Genomic DNA, 17,517 nt, shown 5'->3' with positions numbered 1-17,517 from the left:
TGGCCCGCCGTGGGATCACCGGCGAACAGCTTCGATCGCCTGAAGCAACTCAGGTGGCCAAATCCCTAGCCCGGGGCACCTGTCTTGTGTAGGTTTGGTCACGGTCGTGCAACGATCAAGAGTTCGGCGGGCCGAACTCGCAGTCCAGGACACCACTCAAGGCGCCGGGGGGCCGTCGTGACATCGCCTGAACATCCGCCCGAGAAGCCCGAGTCCACTGGCGAGGAACGCCGGTGGGAACGCTCCCGGCGGCGCCGCCGCTCCGTGGCGCTGACGACCGCGACCGCCGTCGTGGTCGGACTCGGCGCGGCACCCGTGCTGACCGCACCGGCCGCACAGGCCAACCCGTACGCGGTGATGAACGACTGGTGCACGGAGGTCTGGGACGAGATCGACGGCGAGCTCAAGGACGAGGACGACGGGGCGATCGACGAGTGGCCCGACCCCGGGTCGGACGACGCCCCACCCGAGACCGTGGGCGAGGACTTCACGTACGACGAGGACTGGGCCCTCATCGAGGACATGGCGGAGGTCCACGACGAGCAGTTCGACCGGATCGTCGACGAGTGGGCAGAGTCTGCACCTGGTTCGTCACAGCACTTCCAGTGGTCCTACAAGACGTACAAGGTGCTGAAGGACCTGGAGATCGAGGAGTGGGACGGCACCGGTGAACCACCGGACGAGCCGCTCTTCTGGGACGAGTGGAAGGAGGTGTACGGCTCCTACCTGCAGGAGTCGGCCCGCAACTACAGGTTCGGGCTGTCCGCGATGCAGTACCTGCCGTTCAGCGAGGACCTCTCCGACTGGATGTGCCCCGACCTGAACCAGCACGCGAACGACCGCAACCCTCCCGACGCCCGCAACGACAAGACGAAGCAGACCGTCCGCGTCACGACGGGGAACCGGCTCAGCGCCGAGCAGGCGCAGCGGCTGAGGGCCGACGGGCGCGCCGGGTATCGGCCGCACCAGGTCTTCGGTAGCAAGCCCACGGCTGCAGCGCGGAACCAGGTGCGCCAGGCAGGTGGGACCTACTCCGTCCACAAGGCGCGCGGTCTGCCGACCAACCCCCGGCAACACCCCTGGTCGCTCTCGCCGTCCTCGCAGCGCACCGTGAGCCCGCTGTACGACTACTCGAGGAACTCAGGGGTGAGCCCGCAGAAGGCGCGCGAGATCGCCAATGCCGGCAGACTCATGGGGCAGAACTCACCGCGCGCGTACCCGCCGATGAGGTTCCACGGCATCGACTGGCGCTCGCTCGAGCTGCGCTACGTCTCGGACGACCCGGGGAACGACGACTTCGCGTACTCCTTCGCGGCGGACGAGCTCCCCGAGGACGCCGAGCCCGGGTTCGGCGGCGAGGCAGCGCTCCACCTGTCGTCCGACGCGCTCAACACCTGGCTCGCGCTCGATCCGGGCCAGTTCTGGGTCAACCTCAACCCGGACGAGCCCGAGACGATCATCGACGAGCAGTTCGCCACGACGGATGCCGGCCGTGTGCTGCTGGAGGCGGACCTGGCCTTCAAGCGCACCATCGCCGACCAGATGGACCCGGACAGCGAGGTCGGCCCTGAGTTCTGGGAGTCCCTGGAGCGCACGGACGACGGGCTCGTCTGTCTCGACCCCTACCGGTTCTGGGTGGACCCGACGCCCGCGACCGTTCGCGAGGACGGCGACGAGCTGTACATCCTCGACGCCCCCTTGCGGGCGCAGATCGAATCGGCGGACCTCGACTACGAGTTCCCGGGCGGCGGGCTCTGCGACGACGCCCCGCAGGACGTGGTCGACCGGAACAACGAGCTCCTCGCGGACACCTACGCCCCGATCCTCGAAGAGGCGGTGAACAACGACCCGCAGTACGCCGACCTGCGCCGCGTGTACACCGCGCGGGTTGCCGCCGAGTGGATCAAGGCCCGCGACGCCGAACGGCCCGGGGCGTTCCACGACGTCATCGGCTCGGGCGACGTCTCCGACTGGCCGGCGCGCACGCAGTGGGACCCGCAGACGGTCTACGACGAGTACATGGAACGCCTGGAGACGCCCCTCTACCGCTACGAGTGGACGCACGGTGAGCAGGAGTGGTTCCTCGAGATCACGGGTGGGGTCATCTTCGACGAGGCGCCCCGCGAGTCGATGTCTGCGGAACGGTTCGAGGAGGAGCATCCCCGGCTCCCCGACACCGTCGACTCCGCACGCTTCGCGGCCACGACGCTCCCCGCAGCATCCCAGGACACGGACGAGGTCACCACCCTGGCCACCGACGACACCCCGACCACATGGCTTGGCGGGGGGACGTTCCAGGAGGTCGCGGCACCCGACCCGGACCCGGCCGTCCCGCCGTCGTCCAACCCGGGCCCGGCCGGCCCGCCGTCGTCGTCGGACAACGATGAGGACGGGAACAACGACGAAAGCCCCGGCCCGTCCGGACCAGCCCCGGGCGCCGTTCCCCTGGGTGACGTCCCGAACCGCACCGGCTCTGGCCCGACGTACGAGGCGACCACCTCGACGCTCCCTCGTACCGGGTTCGAGAGTGGCGTGCTGCTGCCCCTCACGGCGGTCCTCGTCCTGGTCGGCACGGCGCTGACCTGGGCGGGAGTGCGCCTGCGACGCCGACACTGACCAGTCCTCGTCCCCACCGGGCCCGTGCCCGACGACGGAAGCTCCGTCGTCGAGCACGGGCCTGCGTCGTGTCCGCAGGCGACCCACTGGCGACTAGTTGGCAAAGAGACCCTTGCAAAGGCTTCTTTGCAAGGGTATGTTGGTGATCGTTCCCGAGCTCGTCAGCCACTCACCGTCAGGAGCCAGCCATGCTGATCGCCGTCACCGCCCCGGCCCACCCCGATCTCCAGCTCCTGGACCGGGTCGTCAACCGCCCGCTCCGCACACTCGTCGCGATCGGCGCCCGGATGACGTCCGCGAGGGCACGTCGCACCGTGCCGCCCGCGACCCTCGTCGGCGCACGCGCCGCCCACGACCACCGCCGCACCGCCGACGAGCTCCAGCGTGACAACGCCGCCCAGATCCATCCGCTCGGACTGCGCTGACCCCCTCGCTGTACCGTCGGGGCATGAACGACACGCCCGACGTCCCGACCGAGCACGGCCGGCGGCCCGACAGCCTGAGCGCCACCCGACTGCGCGGCCTGTCGCACCCTCTGCGGGTGAGGATCCTCGATCTGCTGCAGGTCCACGGCGCACTCACCGCCAGCGGGCTGGCCGAGCTCGTCGGCGAGTCGAGCGGCTCGACCAGCTACCACCTGCGCCAGCTCGCCAAGCACGACTTCGTCCAAGAGGTGGAGGGCCGGGGCACCGCGCGCGAGCGCTGGTGGGAGGCCGCACCCGGCGGCTTCTCGATCGGTCCGGAGGACCAGGACGACGCCGGCCTCCGGACGACGAAGTCCCTGGTGAACGCCGAGTTCGAGCGCAACCGCCAGGAGAAGATCTGGCAGCTCCTCGACGTCATGGACACCGAGCTCGAGCAGTCGGAGTTGGCAGCCTGGAGGGACGCCGTCACGCTCAGCACCTCCAACCTCTTCGCCACCCCCGAGCAGCTCTCCCGCCTGATCGATGCCGTCAGCGCCGTCCTCGACGAGCAGCTGGCGCCGCTGAAGGACCAGGAGGACGTGCCCGGTGCGGTGCCCGTCCAGATCCACTTCAACGCCTTCCCGGTGATCGGCGTAGCTCGCGACGGTGGCGGAGCGTCAGCCCCGCGCGACGACCAGGGCTGAGGGACCGCTCCCGGCCCCGACGCGAGGCCCGCCCCGGGCACGCGCCCCGCCCCACAGCACACCGGCCACCACGAGGACGCCGCCGCACAGCTCCGGCACGCTCACGGCCTCGCCGAGCACGATCCACGCGGCCGTCATGCCCACCACCGGGACCAGCATCGAGTAGGGCGCCACCACACCGGCGGGGTGGCGGGCCATGAGCCACGTCCAGATGCCGGAGCCCAGCACCGTGCCGACCACCACCGTGTAGGCGAGCCCGACGAGCGCGCCCACGGCGCCGGGAGCGTCGAACGAGGTCAACGAACCGACGATCGTCGCGGGCCCCTCCACCACCAGCGCGAGCGCCAGCATGGGCACCGGCGGCACCACCGCCATCCACAGCGTCAGGTGCAGCGGGTTCTCCGGTCTCGCCTGGCGGTTCGCGATGTTGCCGAGCGCCCAGCCCAGCGCACCGGCGAGGGTCAGCAGGAACGGCAGCAGCGCCGCCGTCTGCGCCTGCTGCCAGCCGACCACGGTGAGCCCGGCGACGGCCACGAGGATCCCGACGACCTGGCGCAGCCCCACGCGCTCGCGCAGGAACGTCGCCCCGAGCACCACCGTGAACGGCCCCGAGGCCTGGAGCACCAGCGACGCCAGCCCGGCCGGCATGCCGGCGGCCATGCCCCAGTACAGGAAGGTGAACTGCAGGACGCCGAACCCGACGCCGTAGCCGATCAGCCACCGGACGGGCACCCGGGGTCGAGGCACCAGGATCACGGTGGGCACGGCGATGATCGCGAAGCGGAGCGCGACGAGGAACATCGGCGGGAAGTGACCCAGCGAGGCGTCGATGGCCAGGAAGTTCAGTCCCCACATGACGGCGACGGACGCGGCGAGGAGACGGTGACGGAACGGCATGCCGCTATCGTCGGGTTGGCATCGATGAAGGACAAGCGAGATGTTCTGCATCTACTCTGTAGGCTGCCTTCATGGATGTCCGTCACCTGGAGCTCCTGCGCGAGCTGGCCGACCGCGGCAGCGTCTCCGCCGTCGCCGCGGCGACGCACCGCACGCCGTCCGCCGTCTCCCAGCAGCTGCGGACGGCGCAGCGCGAGCTGGGCGCGGCGCTCGTGGAGCCGTCCGGCCGGGGCGTGCGGCTGACCGACGCCGGACGCCTGCTCGCCGACGGCGCGGTCGGTGTCGCGACGGCCCTCGCCGACGTGCAGGCACGGTGGGACGCGTTCCGCGACGAGCCGGCCGGCACCGTCACGCTCGCCGCGCTGCCGAGCGCCGCCACCTTCCTGCTCCCCGACGTCGAGCAGGCGCTGGCCGGAACCGGGGTCGAGCTGCGGTACACGGACGTCGACCTCGCCGAGGCCGAGTACGGGGCGCTGACGGCCGACCACGACATCGTCGTCGCGCACAGCTTCACCAGCGTGCGCCCTGCCGGGACCGACGGGCTCGTCGTCGTCCCCGTCGCCGTCGAACCGCTCGACGTGGCGATGGCCCCGGACCACCCGCTCGCCGCCCAGAAGACGGTGGACGTGTTCGACGTGGTCAGCGCCGCATGGATCGGTGTACCGCACGGCTACCCCTTCGACACCGTGCTGCAGAGCATCGAGCGGGCCGCCGGGGCCCAGCTCGACATCCGGCAACGACTCCTCGACAACCGGCTCGTCGAGGCGCTCGTGGCCGCCGGGGATCGCCTCGCGCTCCTGCCCCGCTTCACGACCCCCGTGGGCGGCCGGCTCACGCTGCGCGCGCTGACCGGCATCCCGGCGAACCGGCACATCTCGGCGGTGATGCGACCGGACCGGGCCCGACGACGGGCCGTGCGCCAGGTGCTCGACGCCGTCGTCCGCTCGGCCGCAGAGACGGCACGGCGCCACGACGCCGACCCTGCCGACCGCGGTGACGACCCGGGGTGAACGACAGCGCCCGGAGAATATCGGCATGGGCGCCGATCACGCCGATTCCCGCACTTCGCGGCTGATATGCGGAGCGCTGAATCCGCTGGCGCCGGAACTCGACCCGCGCCCTGTCCGGCGGCGTGGTACAACAGGGCCTGAGCCACCGGACAGAACCGTGACCAGCACCGAGGACGTGTCGTCGACAAATGAACGACCAGCCAAGAGCGCTCGACTCATTGCTGGATCAATTCACTCGATGTTCAACCGGACAGGGTCGTACGGTCGTTGTCGGCGGCGGATTCGTCAGCGGCAAGTCTGAGATATTGCGGCAGTTCCACGAGACGCTCACCGACGACGGCGTCCTCGTGCTCAGCGCGACGGGAACCCGTGCCGAGCACGAGCTACAGGCCGGGATCATCGATCAGCTGTTCCGCGGGACAGGACTCCCGCCGGACGTCGCCGACCGGATGTCCCGGCTGGTGAACCCGGGAGGCGGCGACGCCCCGAAGGCGGACATCCGGACGGCGCACGAGGTCTGCCAGGTCCTGCTGGAGCTTTCACGCCAGCGGCCGCTCGTCATCTGCGTGGACGACATCCAGGACGCCGACACGTTGTCGCTGCACTGCCTGCGCCACCTCCGGCGCCGCATTTCGTCCGCACGCATCCTCCTGGTGGCGGCCGAGGCCGAGCAGCCGGCCAGGATGCCGCGGCGCGACCACGGGGAGCTGACGCGCCGCCCCGACCTCCGGCTGCAGATCGGACCGCTGTCGCCGCCGATGCTGCGGCAGCGGATGGAGTCCCGGCTCGGCGCGGCCATGGCGGAGGACCTCGGGGCGCACTGGTACGCCGCGACGGGTGGCAACGAGCTCCTCGTCCGCGCGCTCTTCGAGGACCTCGCTGCCGGCCGCCTGTCCGAGGACGCGCCCACCGGCCCGGCGTACGCCAGGGCGGTCTGGGAGTGCGTCCACCACGGCGACCACCAGGTGCTCGCCGTGGCCACCGCCGTGGCGATCCTCGACGAGGCGACCACGCCGAGACTGGCCGCTCGCCTGGCGCAGGTCACTCCCCGCACCGCCGAGCAGATCATCCAGACCCTGGAGGCCTCCGGCCTCGTCGGGAACGGCCGGTTCCGGCACCGCGGCGCGATCGCCGCGGTGCTCGCCGGGATCGACGACGAGCACCGGACCCGGCTGCGCTCGCAGGCCGCCGAGCTGCTGTACGAGCAGGGAGCGCCCGCTCAGCAGGTCGCCGCCCACCTGGCCGACGCCGACCGGCTGCCGGCCGGGTGGCCGGTCGACGTGCTGCGCGAGTCCGCGGCACAGGCCCTAGTGTCCGGCGAGGGGCGGGCGGCGCTCCGGTACCTAGAGCTGGCCCGGACCACGCTCGACGACCACGACGCCACGGACATCGGCGTCACGCGCGGGCTCGTGCGCGTCCACCTGCGGATCAATCCCGTGGCGGCCACGGCGCACGTCAGCACCCTGTGGGCCCACGCCGAGGCCGGTGAGGCCGACCCGACCGACCTCGCGCTGCTGACCCGGCACGCGCTGTGGTTCGGCGACTGGGAGCGGGCCCGGTGCGCACTGAGCGCGGCGACCGGCCGGCTCGACGCGCGCTCGGCGGTCGAGCTGTGGGTCACCGCCCGGTGCTACCCAGGCCTGGTCACTGTCCCCGACCTGGCGACGTTGTCCCCGGAGACGTCAGAGGGCGACGCCTGGGACACGGTGGCGACCACCCTCGACTCGGCGTGGCGGTCCCGACCCGCCCTCGACGCCGAGCTCGTCGCCGAGCAGGTGCTCGGCAGCTTCGCAGCCGGGCAGACACCGCCCGAGCTGGCGTGGACCGCGGTCGTCCTGCTCGTCCGCGTCGGCCGCCACGACCGCGCCGTCCGGTGGTGCGACCGGCTGGTCTCGGAGTCGGCACGCGCGGACGCACCGACGTGGCAGGCGGCAATCCAGGTGGCGGCCGCTGCCCTGGACCACCTCGGCGGCGAGCCGGAGCGCGCCTGCGCGCGGGTCGAGACCGCGCTGTCGCTCCTTCCCCCACCGGGCTGGGGGATTCCGCTCTGCCTGCCCCTCGCCGTCGGGATCGAGGCCGGCTCCGTGCTGCAGCGGACCGACGTGATCGACGAGCTGGTCCGCACTCCCCTGCCCGAGGGGGCGTTCGCGTCGTTGTGGGGAGTTCGCTACCTGTGCGCCCGGGCCCGCGGTCACCTGATCGCCGGGCGGGCGCTGGCCGCGATGAGCGACGTGCAACGGTGCTCGGCGACCATGCGGAGCTGGAACGTCGACCTGCCCTCCTTCGCCCCCTGGCACGAGGTGCTGGCCGACGCCAGCGAGCTGGTCGGGCACACCGACCTGAACGAGCTCCCGGGCACGGGCCCTCAGCCGGCCGTCCTCAGCGAGTCCGAGCAGCGCGTCGCCGAGCTGGCCGGCGCCGGGTGCACGAACCGCCAGATCAGCGAGCAGCTCTTCATCACGGTCAGCACGGTGGAGCAGCACCTGACCCGCATCTACCGCAAGCTCGGCGTCTCCGGCCGCACCCAGCTGGCCGCCCGGATGCCCGCCTCGACCTGACGCCCGACCACACAGTGAGGAAGACATGACCGAATCGACCTGCCGGGTCTGCGGTGCGGCCACGCGCCAGTTCCTGGACCTCGGCCGCCAACCGCTGTCCGACGCGTTCGTCACGCCCGACCGGGTGGACGACGAGTTCTTCTACCGGTTGGCCGTCGGCGTCTGCCTCGGCTGCACCATGGTCCAGCTGATGGAGGAGGTGCCGCGCGAGAAGATGTTCCACGACAGCTACCCGTACCTGTCCCGCGGTTCGTCGGTGATGCGCGCCCACTTCGAGGGCGTCGCCCAGTCGCTGCTGACCGACGAGCTGACCGGCGACGACCCGTTCGTCGTGGAGCTCGGCTGCAACGACGGCGTCATGCTGCGCACCGTCGCCGACGCCGGCGTGCGGCACCTCGGGGTCGAGCCCTCCGGGTCGGTGGCCGACATCGCCGCAGAGGCCGGCGTGCGGGTACGCAAGGCCTTCTTCGAGGAGGCCACCGCGCAGGAGATCCTTGAGGCCGAGGGACCCGCCGACGTCATCTACGCGGCCAACACCCTGTGCCACATCCCCTACCTCGAGTCCATCATGCGCGGCGTGCTGACCTTGCTGACCGACTCAGGGGTCTTCGTGTTCGAGGATCCGTACCTCGGCGACATCGTGGGCAAGACGTCGTTCGACCAGATCTACGACGAGCACTTCTACCTGTTCTCCGCCACGTCGGTGGACCAGATGGCACGCCACCACGGCCTCGAGCTGGTCGACGTCGAACGGCTCAGCGTGCACGGCGGGGAGGTCCGGTACACCCTGGCCCGGCCCGGCGCCCGCACCCGCACCGACGCCGTGACCTCGCTGCTTGCCGACGAGGAGCGCGTCGGGCTGGGCTCGCCGGTCACCCTGGGTGCGTTCGCCACGCGGGTCGCCAAGGTCGGCGACGACCTCGTGACCCTCCTGCGCGAGCTGGCCGAGCAGGGCAAGCGTGTGGTCGGCTACGGCGCGACCGCCAAGAGCGCCACGGTGACCAACTTCTGCGGGATCGGACCCGACCTGGTCGAGTTCATCAGCGACACGACCCCGGCCAAGCAGGGCAGGCTGGCTCCCGGTTCGCACATCCCGGTCCGGACCGCGGATCAGTTCGCCGAGCCGTACCCCGACTACGCGCTGCTGTTCGCGTGGAACCACGCCGACGAGATCATGGCGAACGAGACGGCGTTCCGCGACGCGGGCGGCCGATGGATCCTGTACGTCCCTGACGTGCGCGTGGTCTGATGCGCGCCGTCGTCCTCGGCGGGTCCGGCTTCATCGGCTCCGCGGTGGCAGCCGGGTGCGCGGCCGCCGGCTGGCAGGTGCGCACCGTCTCCCGGCGGCCCGGCGCGGCCGACCCTTCGACGCACGTCGTGGCCGCCGACCTGACCGAACCCGGCGCGGTGCGGTCGGCGGTGGCCGACGCCGACGTGGTGTTCCCGCTGGTGCTGCACACCGGGGGCGGCACGTGGCGGGCCGCCGACGGCGCGGCCGCTGCCCGAGTGAACGTCGGTGTCCTGACCGAGGTCGCCGAGGCGGCGCCGTCAGCGACGATCGTCTTCGCCGGCAGCACCTCCCAGGTCGGGCCTCGGGCGCCCGAGCTCGTCCGGGGCGACGAGCCGGACGCGCCCGCCACTCCCTACGACCGGCAGAAGACGCAGGCCGAGCGGATCGTGCTCGACGCCGGCGGAGTCTCCCTGCGGCTGCCGACCGTCTACGGGCCCGCGCCCGGTGCCGTCGACCGAGGGGTGGTCACGGCCATGGCCCGCCGCGCCCTGGCCGGCGACCCCCTGACCGTGTGGGGTGACGGCGCGATGCGGCGCGACCTACTGTTCGTCGACGACGTGGCCGCCGCGCTGCTGGAGGCCGTACCCTGCGCCCGGTCGCTCGCCGGTCGGTCCTGGGTCCTGGGCACCGGGGCCGGAGTGAGCGTCCGCGAGCTGTTCGAGCTGGTGGCCGCGAAGGTCGGCGCCCTCACCGGCAGGCCGCCCGTGCGGGTCGGCTCCGTGCCGCCCCCGGAGCACGCCAGCGCGATGGATCTGCGAGGGCTGGTGGCGGACCCGGGCGCCTTCGCGGCGGTTACCGGGTGGCGGCCACGGACGAGCCTCGCTGAGGGGGTCGACCGGACGGTACGGGCGGCGATCTCCTCCGTCGTCTCCCCCTAACGTTGCCGGTAGGGGTCTCCAGGCGGCGGCGTCGGACGCCAGGATCGTCCTGATGAGAGCGCGACAGATGGCCGTGGGCGGAGCCTGGGTGTTCGATCCGGACGTCCATGCGGACGGCCGGGGCCTGTTCGTGTCGCCGATGGAGGCCGGTGCGTTCCGCGCCGCCGTCGGGGAACCGCCCTTCGCCGTCGCGCAGGTGAGCACCAGCGTGTCGCGGCAGGGCGTCGCGCGGGGTGTGCACTACGCGCGCCGCGAGCCGGGTTGCGCCAAGTACGTGCACTGCTCCCGCGGACGGGTGCTGGACATCGTGGTCGACGTCCGCTCCGGCTCCCCCACCCTCGGACGCTGGGACAGCGTCGAGCTGTCGCCGGAGACGTACCGCGGGGTATACCTCCCCCCGGGCCTGGGTCACGCGTTCGTCGCGCTCGAGGAGCACTCGACGGTCACCTACCTGCTGTCGCGCGAGTACGACCCGACCGACGAGCTGGCGGTCTCGCTGACCGACCCGGCCCTGGGCCTGCCCGTCCCGGCCGAGGCGGTGCTGTCCGACCGTGACCGGGCCGCACCGCGCCTCGCCCGGGCCGAGCAGGACGGCCGTCTCCCGCGTTACCCGCACTGACCCGGAGGGAGTACTGCTGTGGCCGACGACTCGATCGTTTCCTGGCTGACGGCTTCCCAGACCGCGCTCGGCCCGACGGCGGACAGCCTCGACTGGCTGACGGAAACTGCGGCACGCACCTGGATGCGCACGGAGAAAACCTCGCTGGAGGAGCTGGACGGCTGGGTGGTCGACGCCGACACCGGCAACCTGCACCACCACACCGGACGCTTCTTCTCGGTGCAGGGCCTGAGCGTCCGGGCGCCGGGCGCCACCGTGCCGGCCTGGGACCAGCCGATCATCGACCAGCCGGAGATCGGCATCCTCGGCATCCTCGCGCGCGACTTCGACGGGGTCCCACACTTCCTGCTACAGGCCAAGAACGAACCGGGGAACCCGAGCGGCGTGCAGCTCTCGCCGACCGTGCAGGCCACCCGGAGCAACTACACCCGCGTGCACCGGGGCCGGTCGATCCCGTACCTCGAGTACTTCCAGGGAGCGCTGGGGGCCAAGGTGCTGGTGGACACCCGGCAGTCCGAGCAGGGGGCGTGGTTCTTCCGCAAGCGGAACCGGAACATGGTGATCGAGGTCGGCGCCGAGGTCGAGGCGATCGACGGGTTCCGCTGGTTCACCCTGGGCGAGCTGGCGGAGCTCCTCACCGTGCCGGACCTGGTGAACATGGACGCGCGCACGGTGCTGGCATGCCTGCCCAGCCCTGCGGCGGGGACCGGCTCGGGCCCTCTGGCCGCGGCGCTGCGGCGCTCCGTCGACCCCTGGGAGACGGGCGCCGTGCACACGCTGGCCGAGGTCCTCAGCTGGATCACCGAGGTCCGCACCCGTACCGACGTGGACACCACGTTGCGACCCCTGGCGGGGCTGACGGACTGGCTGCTGACCGACGGCCGGATCGCCCGCCCGGACCGCCGGTACTTCTCGGTGGTCGGGGTCGACGTCGAGGCCGGCGGCCGAGAGGTCGCCGCCTGGTCGCAGCCGATGCTGGAACCGGTCGGGACCGGCGTCGTCGCGTTCCTGGTCCGGGACATCGGCGGCGTGCTGCACGTCCTCACCCATGCCCGCACCGAGCCGGGGTACACCGACACCACGGAGCTAGCCCCGACCGTCCAGTGCGTGCCGGAGACCTACGACCACCTGCCGCGCCGCCCGCGGTTCCTCGACGAAGTACTGTCGACCCGTCGGGTCCGGTTCGACAACTCGTTCGCCGAGGAGGGCGGGCGCTTCCTCGGAGCGCGCAACCGCTACCTGATCGCCGAGACCGACACCGAGCTCGACCCCGCCGACCCCGAGTACCGCTGGCTGACCGTCGGGCAGCTCGACCAGCTGCTCTGCCACAGCTTCTACGTCAACATCCAGGCACGCACGCTCCTGCTCTGCCTGCGCACCCTGCTCTGACGTCGCGCCCGACACGTCGGAGCCGCGCCTCACAGCGCCACGAGGACCTCCCGGAGGGCGTCGACGACCTCGTCCTGCACCTCGACGGGCAGCGAGGGATACATGGGCAGGGAGAAGATCTCGTCGGCGGCGCGCTCCGTGTGCGGCAGGCTGCCCGGGCGGTACCCGAGGCCGGCGAAGCCGGACATGGTGTGCACCGGCCACGGGTAGCTGACGTTGAGGTGGATGCCGTACTCGCGCAGGCGGGCCAGGATGTCGTCCCGTCGGGGGTGCCGCACCACGTAGAGGTAGTAGACGTGCGAGCCGTCCGCCACCGTGGTCGGCAGCGCCAGGTCGGTGCCGGCCAGGGCCTCGGCATAGCGGGCGGCCACACGCTGCCGGGCGGCGACGTAGTCGTCCAGCCGGGCCAGCTTGCGGCGCAGGATCTCCGCCTGCACTTCGTCGAGTCTGCTGTTGTGACCGGGGGTCTCGACGACGTAGTAGGACTTCTCCATGCCGTAGTACCGGAGGCGCCTCAGGTTGGCGGCCACCTCGTCGTCGTCCGTCACGACGGCGCCGCCGTCCCCGTAGGCCCCGAGTACCTTGGTCGGGTAGAACGAGAACGCGGCCGCCTCGCCGACGCTTCCCGCGACGCGACCCCGGTGGCGTGCCCCGTGCGCCTGGGCGCAGTCCTCCATCAGCACGAGGTGGTGGCGGTCAGCGAGCTCCGTCAGCGTGTCGAGGTCCACGCACTGCCCGTACAGGTGCACCGGGAGGAGGCACCGCGTCCGCTCCGTGACCGCGGCCTCCACCTGCGAGAGGTCCATCAGGTAGGTGTCGGGGTCGATGTCGACGAACACCGGGGTGGCGCCCACCGCGTCGATCGCCACGACCGTCGGTGCCGCGGTGTTGGACACCGTGATCACCTCGTCGCCGGGCCCGACGCCGAGAGCCTGCAGCGCGAGCTTGATCGCGTTGGTGCCGTTGTCGACACCGATCGCGTGCGACGTCCCGTGATAGGCGGCGAACTCCTGCTCGAAGCCCGCCACGCTGTCACCCATGACCAGCCGGCCTGACGAGAACACCCGGTCCACCGCCTCGAGGATGTCATCACGTTCCGCCTCGTACTCACGCAGGTAGTCCCAGACGAGCGTGACCATGGTGTCCTTTCCCGTTGAGTGCCCGGTCGGGTGCAGCCTAGGGTCCACCCCCGCGACAGGGGGTACCCCAGCAACCGTCCCGGTCGCCGTCGGGGTCGCGGTGAGGGGTGTCCGGCCGTGCCAGCGGTGCCTAGCGTCGCAGTCACGGTCGCACCTGAGGCGGAGAGACATGTCGCACCTGCTATTCCTATGCCACCCCGACCACGGCCACGTCATCCCGAACCTGGCGATGGTCACCGAGCTGGTCGCACGCGGACACCGCGTCACGTACCTGACGTCGCCGAGCATGGCGGAGCTCGTCACGAGCGCCGGCGCCGAGCTCCTCCCGTACCCGTCGAGGTACCGCGACGCCGACTTCACGCTGATGGAGAACGACCCCGGCTACCTGATGGAGCTGCTCGTCGACGAGGGCGAGGCGATGCTCGCGACGGCGACCCGGGAGCTGCCGGAGCCTCCTGACCTGGTGGTCTACGACACGTCGATGCTCTACGCCGGCCGGATCCTCGCCCCGCACTGGAACCGCCCGGCCGTCCAGGTCATCCCGGTGTTCGCCTCCAACGAGCACTTCTCGTTCCTCAACGCCATGTACAACCCGCGTTCCGTAGAGAACGAGAAACCGGCCGTGGAACGGCCCGCTGCACCGCCCGCCTGGGTCGGCGCGACGATGCGGCGCATCGATGCCCTGCGCACCGAGTACGGGGTGCAGGCTCCACCGCAGGAGATCTGGTTCGCCGTCCCGCCGCTCAGCGTGGTCACCGTGCCTCGCGAGTTCCAGTACGCGGGCGACACCTTCGACGAGCGGTTCGTGTTCGTCGGGCCGTGCGTCGGCGACCGCGGGTTCCTCGGCGACTGGGAGCCGCCGACCACGGACCTGCCCGTGGTGCTGGTGTCCCTGGGCGCCGTGTTCAACGAGCACGCCGAGTTCTTCCGCACCTGCGTCCAGGCGTTCCGCGGCCGCCCGTGGCACGCCGTGATGACCCTCGGCGAGGGCATGGACCCCGACGCCCTGGGTCCGCTCCCCGACAACGTCGAGGTCCACCGCTGGGTGCCGCACGTGGCCGTGCTGTCCCGCGCATCGCTGTGCCTCACCCACGCCGGCATGGGCACGGTGATGGAAGCGCTGCGCGCGGGCGTCCCCATGGTCGCCGCACCGAGCGCCGCCCTGGACCGCCCGACCGCCTGGCGCCTGCGGGACCTGGGGCTCGGCACGGTGCTCGACCCTGCCGGCATGACGGCGGAGGACATCGTGTCGGCCATCGCCCAGGTGCTCGACGACCCGGGCATGCGGGAACGGAGCGCCCGGATGCGCGACGCCGTCGCCGACGCCGGTGGCTCGGCCCGCGCCGCCGACGCGATCGAGCAGCACCTGGCGGCCGTCCGCTGATGGTCGAGTTCGGGCTGATGGGGCCGTTCCAGGTCAGGCACCACGGCACCGAGCTCCGTGTCGGTGGCCCGCGGGAGCGTGCGGTCCTGGCCCGACTGGTGCTCGATGCCGGCCGCGTCGTCAGCGTCGACCGCCTGATCGACACGGTGTGGCAGGGGGCCCCGCCGGCGAGCGCCAAGGGGCAGATCGCCATCTGCGTGTCCCGGCTGCGCCGCTCGCTCGCGACGGCGGGGGCACGGGTCATCGAGACGGCGAGCCCCGGGTACGTGGCCCGGTTGGAGCTCGGTGCCGTCGACTGGTCGCGCTTCACGGACCTGGTCCGGCGGGCCCGCGAGGTCGATAGGTCCGGCGATCGTCGCTCGGCGGTGAGCACCCTGCACCAGGCGCTGTCCCTGTGGAGGGGCGAGTGCCTCTCCGAGCTACCCGGTCTCCACGCCGACGCCGACCGTCTCACGGCGGCCTGGCTGGACGCGGTCGAGCTGTGCGCGGAGTGGGAACTGGCGCTCGGCCGCCACGACGTCGTCGCGGACGAGCTGGCCCCGATCGTCGCCGAGCACCCGTTGCGCGAACGGCTCTACGCCCTGGTGATGCTGGCCCACTGTCTGTGCGGCCGCCGGGCCGAGGCGCTGCGCACCTACGCCGAGGCCCGCCGCGTCCTGGTCGACCAGCTCGGGCTGGACCCCGGGCGGGAGCTTCGCGAGCTGCACGAGCGGGTCCTCCGCGAGGACCCGTCGCCCGCCGCGCCGTCGGCCGCAGCGCCGGCACCGGCACGGGTCGCTCCGGCGCAGCTGCCCCGCCGGCCGTCGCCGTTCGTCGGCCGCTCCGCGGAGCTAGCCGCGCTCGACGCCGCACTGCACTGCCGCCCGGATCTGCCCGGGATCGCCGTGGTCAGCGGCCCTGCCGACGTGGGCAAGACCGCCCTGGCGCTGCACTGGGCGCACCACAATGCTCGACGGTTCCCCGACGGCCAGCTGTTCGCGGACCTGTCGGACGAGGTGGACCCCGTGCCGGTGGTGCGCCGGTTCCTGCGTGCCCTCGGCGTGGACGCGGCGGCGGTGCCCGAGGACGCCGACGAGGCGGTCGCGCTGTACCGCAGCATGGTCGCAGGCCGCCGGCTGCTGGTGGTGCTCGACTCCGCGGCGCCGCAACAGGTCCGCCCGCTGCTACCGGGTGACGGTGCCGGCCGGGTGCTCATCACCAGCCGCGACGCGCTACGGGACCTCGGCGTGCGGCAGGGAGCGACGCGCGTCCCGCTCGGCCCCATGACCCGGGACGAGTCGGTCCGCCTGCTCGACGAGCTGCTCGGCGCGGACCGGCACCCCACGGGGCACCGCGAGGCGGCCTACCTCGTCGCCGCGTCCGGGGGCTCACCGCTCTTCCTCCGCCGAGCCGCGGCCGACGGCGCCCACCCGGGGACGCCGGTGCCGCTCAGCCCGTGACCATCGCCCGCCGTCGGAAGGCCACCACGGCCACGCCCAGGGCGAGCACGGCCATCCCGGCGAGGACGGCCAGCTCGGGGAGGATCGAGGTGATGCCCGTGCCGGGATCGGCAAGGGTGAGGAGGGCGTCCATGGCCCACGTGTGCGGAGAGACGTACCCGATCGTGGAGAGCGCGTCCCCGGCGACCTCGCGGGGCCAGAGACACCCGCCGAGCATCCCGAGCACGATGCCGATCGGCATCCCGATCGCCGGAGCCTGCTGAGGCTGCTTCACCCAGGCGCCGACCATCATCGCGGCGCCCGTGGCGATCAAGCAGAACAGCACGACGACGGCAGTCACGCCGAACGGGTCGCCCCACTGCACGCCGAAGAGCAGCGAGCTCACCACGATGATCAGCAAGGACTGTGCCAACGCCACCAGGAACCGGCTCACCGCCTCGCCGGCGAGCACCTGCCTGCTGCGCACGGGTGCGACGAGGGCCCGTCGGATCATGCCCAGACGGCGGCTCTCGACGAGCGCCGCGGCCACCGCCATCGAGTTGATAAACGTGAACAGCAGCAGGTTGGCCGGGGCGGTGTACGCAAATCCGGTCGGGGCGTCCCCCTCCCCCTGGTCGCCGGAGGACTCGATGCTGACGGCCACCGCGTCGCTCTGCGCCTCCTCGACGTACGCGACGGCGTCGTCCGGCGCCGCGCCGGCGGCCTCCGCCGCGCTGGTGGCCTCCAGCACGGCCGCAGCCTTCCCCACCGCGACGTCGATGGCGCCGCGAGCGGCCATGCCGCTGCCGCTGGAGGGTGTCATCACGAGCTCGAGCCCGCTCGAGCCGGAGGGGATGATCAGTCCGGCGGCGAGGCGCCCGTTGCGGACGTCGGCGCGCACCTCGTCCGCGGTGTCCGCACGGGTGATCTCCAGGTCCTCGTTGGTCTCCAGCTCGGCCAGGACCAGCCGGGCGGTCGCGTCGCCGTCGTCGGCCACCACGCCCACCGGCAGCGCGGAACCACCGGTCCCGAGGGCCATGCCGACGAACAGGATGGTCACGAACGGCATGACGACCACGAAGAACATGCCTACCTTGTCGCGCACCTGGCGGCTCAGGTTGGCCACCACCAGGGCGCGTACCGGACGTGGGGCGGTCATGCCCCCTCCTCGCTGTCTCGGGACGGGCGGACGGTGCGAACGGGTACCCGG

General features: G+C 72.1%; 14 protein-coding genes. 11 read left to right on the top strand and 3 right to left on the bottom strand.

Annotation, left to right across the window (positions count from 1 at the left end; translation table 11 throughout):
• The first annotated feature begins 177 nt into the window (after nt 1-177).
• From PZC42_RS07320 to PZC42_RS07310, 3 genes are all read left to right on the top strand, one after another.
• Entirely contained in the window at nt 178-2,616 is a 2,439-nt protein-coding gene (locus PZC42_RS07320) for a hypothetical protein (RefSeq protein WP_277209553.1), read from the top strand.
• Nucleotides 2,617-2,804: 188 nt separating this feature from the next.
• The gene (locus tag PZC42_RS07315) at nt 2,805-3,041 is read left to right on the top strand and encodes a hypothetical protein (protein WP_277209552.1); all 237 of its coding nucleotides are present in this window, start codon (nt 2,805-2,807) and stop codon (nt 3,039-3,041) included.
• Between the two features lie 23 nt (nt 3,042-3,064).
• The gene (locus PZC42_RS07310) at nt 3,065-3,724 is read left to right on the top strand and encodes a winged helix-turn-helix domain-containing protein (protein WP_277209551.1); all 660 of its coding nucleotides are present in this window, start codon (nt 3,065-3,067) and stop codon (nt 3,722-3,724) included.
• Here PZC42_RS07310 and PZC42_RS07305 read toward each other — a convergent pair.
• Nucleotides 3,698-4,621, bottom strand: a complete 924-nt coding sequence (locus tag PZC42_RS07305; RefSeq protein ID WP_277209550.1) for an EamA family transporter — start codon at nt 4,619-4,621, stop codon at nt 3,698-3,700. The genes PZC42_RS07310 and PZC42_RS07305 overlap by 27 nt on opposite strands.
• Before the next feature lie 71 nt (nt 4,622-4,692).
• Here PZC42_RS07305 and PZC42_RS07300 point away from each other — a divergent pair, with 71 nt between their 5' ends.
• The 6 genes from PZC42_RS07300 (at nt 4,693) to PZC42_RS07275 (ending at nt 12,366) form a co-directional block, all read left to right on the top strand.
• A complete protein-coding gene (locus tag PZC42_RS07300) occupies nt 4,693-5,631 on the top strand; it encodes a LysR family transcriptional regulator (RefSeq protein ID WP_277209549.1) in 939 nt (312 codons plus the stop codon).
• A gap of 188 nt (nt 5,632-5,819) precedes the next feature.
• Nucleotides 5,820-8,189 (top strand): helix-turn-helix transcriptional regulator, encoded by a 2,370-nt coding sequence (locus PZC42_RS07295; RefSeq protein WP_277209548.1) that lies wholly within the window; start codon nt 5,820-5,822, stop codon nt 8,187-8,189.
• A 25-nt stretch (nt 8,190-8,214) separates the two neighbouring features.
• Nucleotides 8,215-9,438: a class I SAM-dependent methyltransferase gene (locus PZC42_RS07290; protein WP_277209547.1), complete on the top strand. Its 1,224-nt coding sequence runs from the start codon at nt 8,215-8,217 to the stop codon at nt 9,436-9,438.
• A complete protein-coding gene (locus tag PZC42_RS07285) occupies nt 9,438-10,358 on the top strand; it encodes an NAD-dependent epimerase/dehydratase family protein (protein WP_277209546.1) in 921 nt (306 codons plus the stop codon). The genes PZC42_RS07290 and PZC42_RS07285 overlap by 1 nt, the downstream gene beginning before the upstream one ends.
• A gap of 52 nt (nt 10,359-10,410) precedes the next feature.
• Nucleotides 10,411-10,977: a dTDP-4-dehydrorhamnose 3,5-epimerase family protein gene (locus PZC42_RS07280; protein ID WP_277209545.1), complete on the top strand. Its 567-nt coding sequence runs from the start codon at nt 10,411-10,413 to the stop codon at nt 10,975-10,977.
• 18 nt (nt 10,978-10,995) lie between these two features.
• A complete protein-coding gene (locus tag PZC42_RS07275; RefSeq protein WP_277209544.1) occupies nt 10,996-12,366 on the top strand; it encodes an NDP-hexose 2,3-dehydratase family protein in 1,371 nt (456 codons plus the stop codon).
• Nucleotides 12,367-12,395: 29 nt separating this feature from the next.
• On the opposite strand, the gene PZC42_RS07270 is transcribed toward PZC42_RS07275, so the two are convergent.
• Nucleotides 12,396-13,505, bottom strand: a complete 1,110-nt coding sequence (locus PZC42_RS07270) for a DegT/DnrJ/EryC1/StrS family aminotransferase (RefSeq protein ID WP_277209543.1) — start codon at nt 13,503-13,505, stop codon at nt 12,396-12,398.
• Between the two features lie 169 nt (nt 13,506-13,674).
• Here PZC42_RS07270 and PZC42_RS07265 point away from each other — a divergent pair, with 169 nt between their 5' ends.
• Together PZC42_RS07265 and PZC42_RS07260 are read left to right on the top strand one after the other, a co-directional pair.
• Nucleotides 13,675-14,889 (top strand): macrolide family glycosyltransferase, encoded by a 1,215-nt coding sequence (locus tag PZC42_RS07265; RefSeq protein ID WP_277209542.1) that lies wholly within the window; start codon nt 13,675-13,677, stop codon nt 14,887-14,889.
• Nucleotides 14,889-16,328 carry an AfsR/SARP family transcriptional regulator gene (locus PZC42_RS07260; RefSeq protein WP_277209541.1) on the top strand — a complete coding sequence of 480 codons (1,440 nt, stop codon included), beginning with the start codon at nt 14,889-14,891 and terminating at the stop codon, nt 16,326-16,328. Before PZC42_RS07265 ends, PZC42_RS07260 begins: the two co-directional genes overlap by 1 nt.
• Here the strand turns inward: PZC42_RS07260 and PZC42_RS07255 are convergent.
• Nucleotides 16,318-17,466 (bottom strand): ABC transporter permease, encoded by a 1,149-nt coding sequence (locus tag PZC42_RS07255; RefSeq protein ID WP_277209540.1) that lies wholly within the window; start codon nt 17,464-17,466, stop codon nt 16,318-16,320. The genes PZC42_RS07260 and PZC42_RS07255 overlap by 11 nt on opposite strands.
• Nucleotides 17,467-17,517: the final 51 nt, after the last annotated feature.

The organism is Isoptericola croceus (genome assembly GCF_029382255.1).
GTDB classification, from domain to species: Bacteria; Actinomycetota; Actinomycetes; order Actinomycetales; family Cellulomonadaceae; genus Isoptericola; species Isoptericola croceus.
This window is presented reverse-complemented; position numbering and strand designations above follow the sequence as displayed.

Bases quoted from the DNA above. Each gene is read 5' to 3' on its own strand.
- PZC42_RS07315 (WP_277209552.1), top strand. From the start codon at position 2,805: ATGCTGATCGCCGTCACCGCCCCGGCCCACCCCGATCTCCAGCTCCTG.
- PZC42_RS07310 (WP_277209551.1), top strand. From the start codon at position 3,065: ATGAACGACACGCCCGACGTCCCGACCGAGCACGGCCGGCGGCCCGAC.
- PZC42_RS07305 (WP_277209550.1), bottom strand. From the start codon at position 4,621: ATGCCGTTCCGTCACCGTCTCCTCGCCGCGTCCGTCGCCGTCATGTGG.
- PZC42_RS07300 (WP_277209549.1), top strand. From the start codon at position 4,693: ATGGATGTCCGTCACCTGGAGCTCCTGCGCGAGCTGGCCGACCGCGGC.
- PZC42_RS07295 (WP_277209548.1), top strand. From the start codon at position 5,820: ATGAACGACCAGCCAAGAGCGCTCGACTCATTGCTGGATCAATTCACT.
- PZC42_RS07290 (WP_277209547.1), top strand. From the start codon at position 8,215: ATGACCGAATCGACCTGCCGGGTCTGCGGTGCGGCCACGCGCCAGTTC.
- PZC42_RS07285 (WP_277209546.1), top strand. From the start codon at position 9,438: ATGCGCGCCGTCGTCCTCGGCGGGTCCGGCTTCATCGGCTCCGCGGTG.
- PZC42_RS07280 (WP_277209545.1), top strand. From the start codon at position 10,411: ATGAGAGCGCGACAGATGGCCGTGGGCGGAGCCTGGGTGTTCGATCCG.
- PZC42_RS07270 (WP_277209543.1), bottom strand. From the start codon at position 13,505: ATGGTCACGCTCGTCTGGGACTACCTGCGTGAGTACGAGGCGGAACGT.
- PZC42_RS07265 (WP_277209542.1), top strand. From the start codon at position 13,675: ATGTCGCACCTGCTATTCCTATGCCACCCCGACCACGGCCACGTCATC.
- PZC42_RS07260 (WP_277209541.1), top strand. From the start codon at position 14,889: ATGGTCGAGTTCGGGCTGATGGGGCCGTTCCAGGTCAGGCACCACGGC.
- PZC42_RS07255 (WP_277209540.1), bottom strand. From the start codon at position 17,466: ATGACCGCCCCACGTCCGGTACGCGCCCTGGTGGTGGCCAACCTGAGC.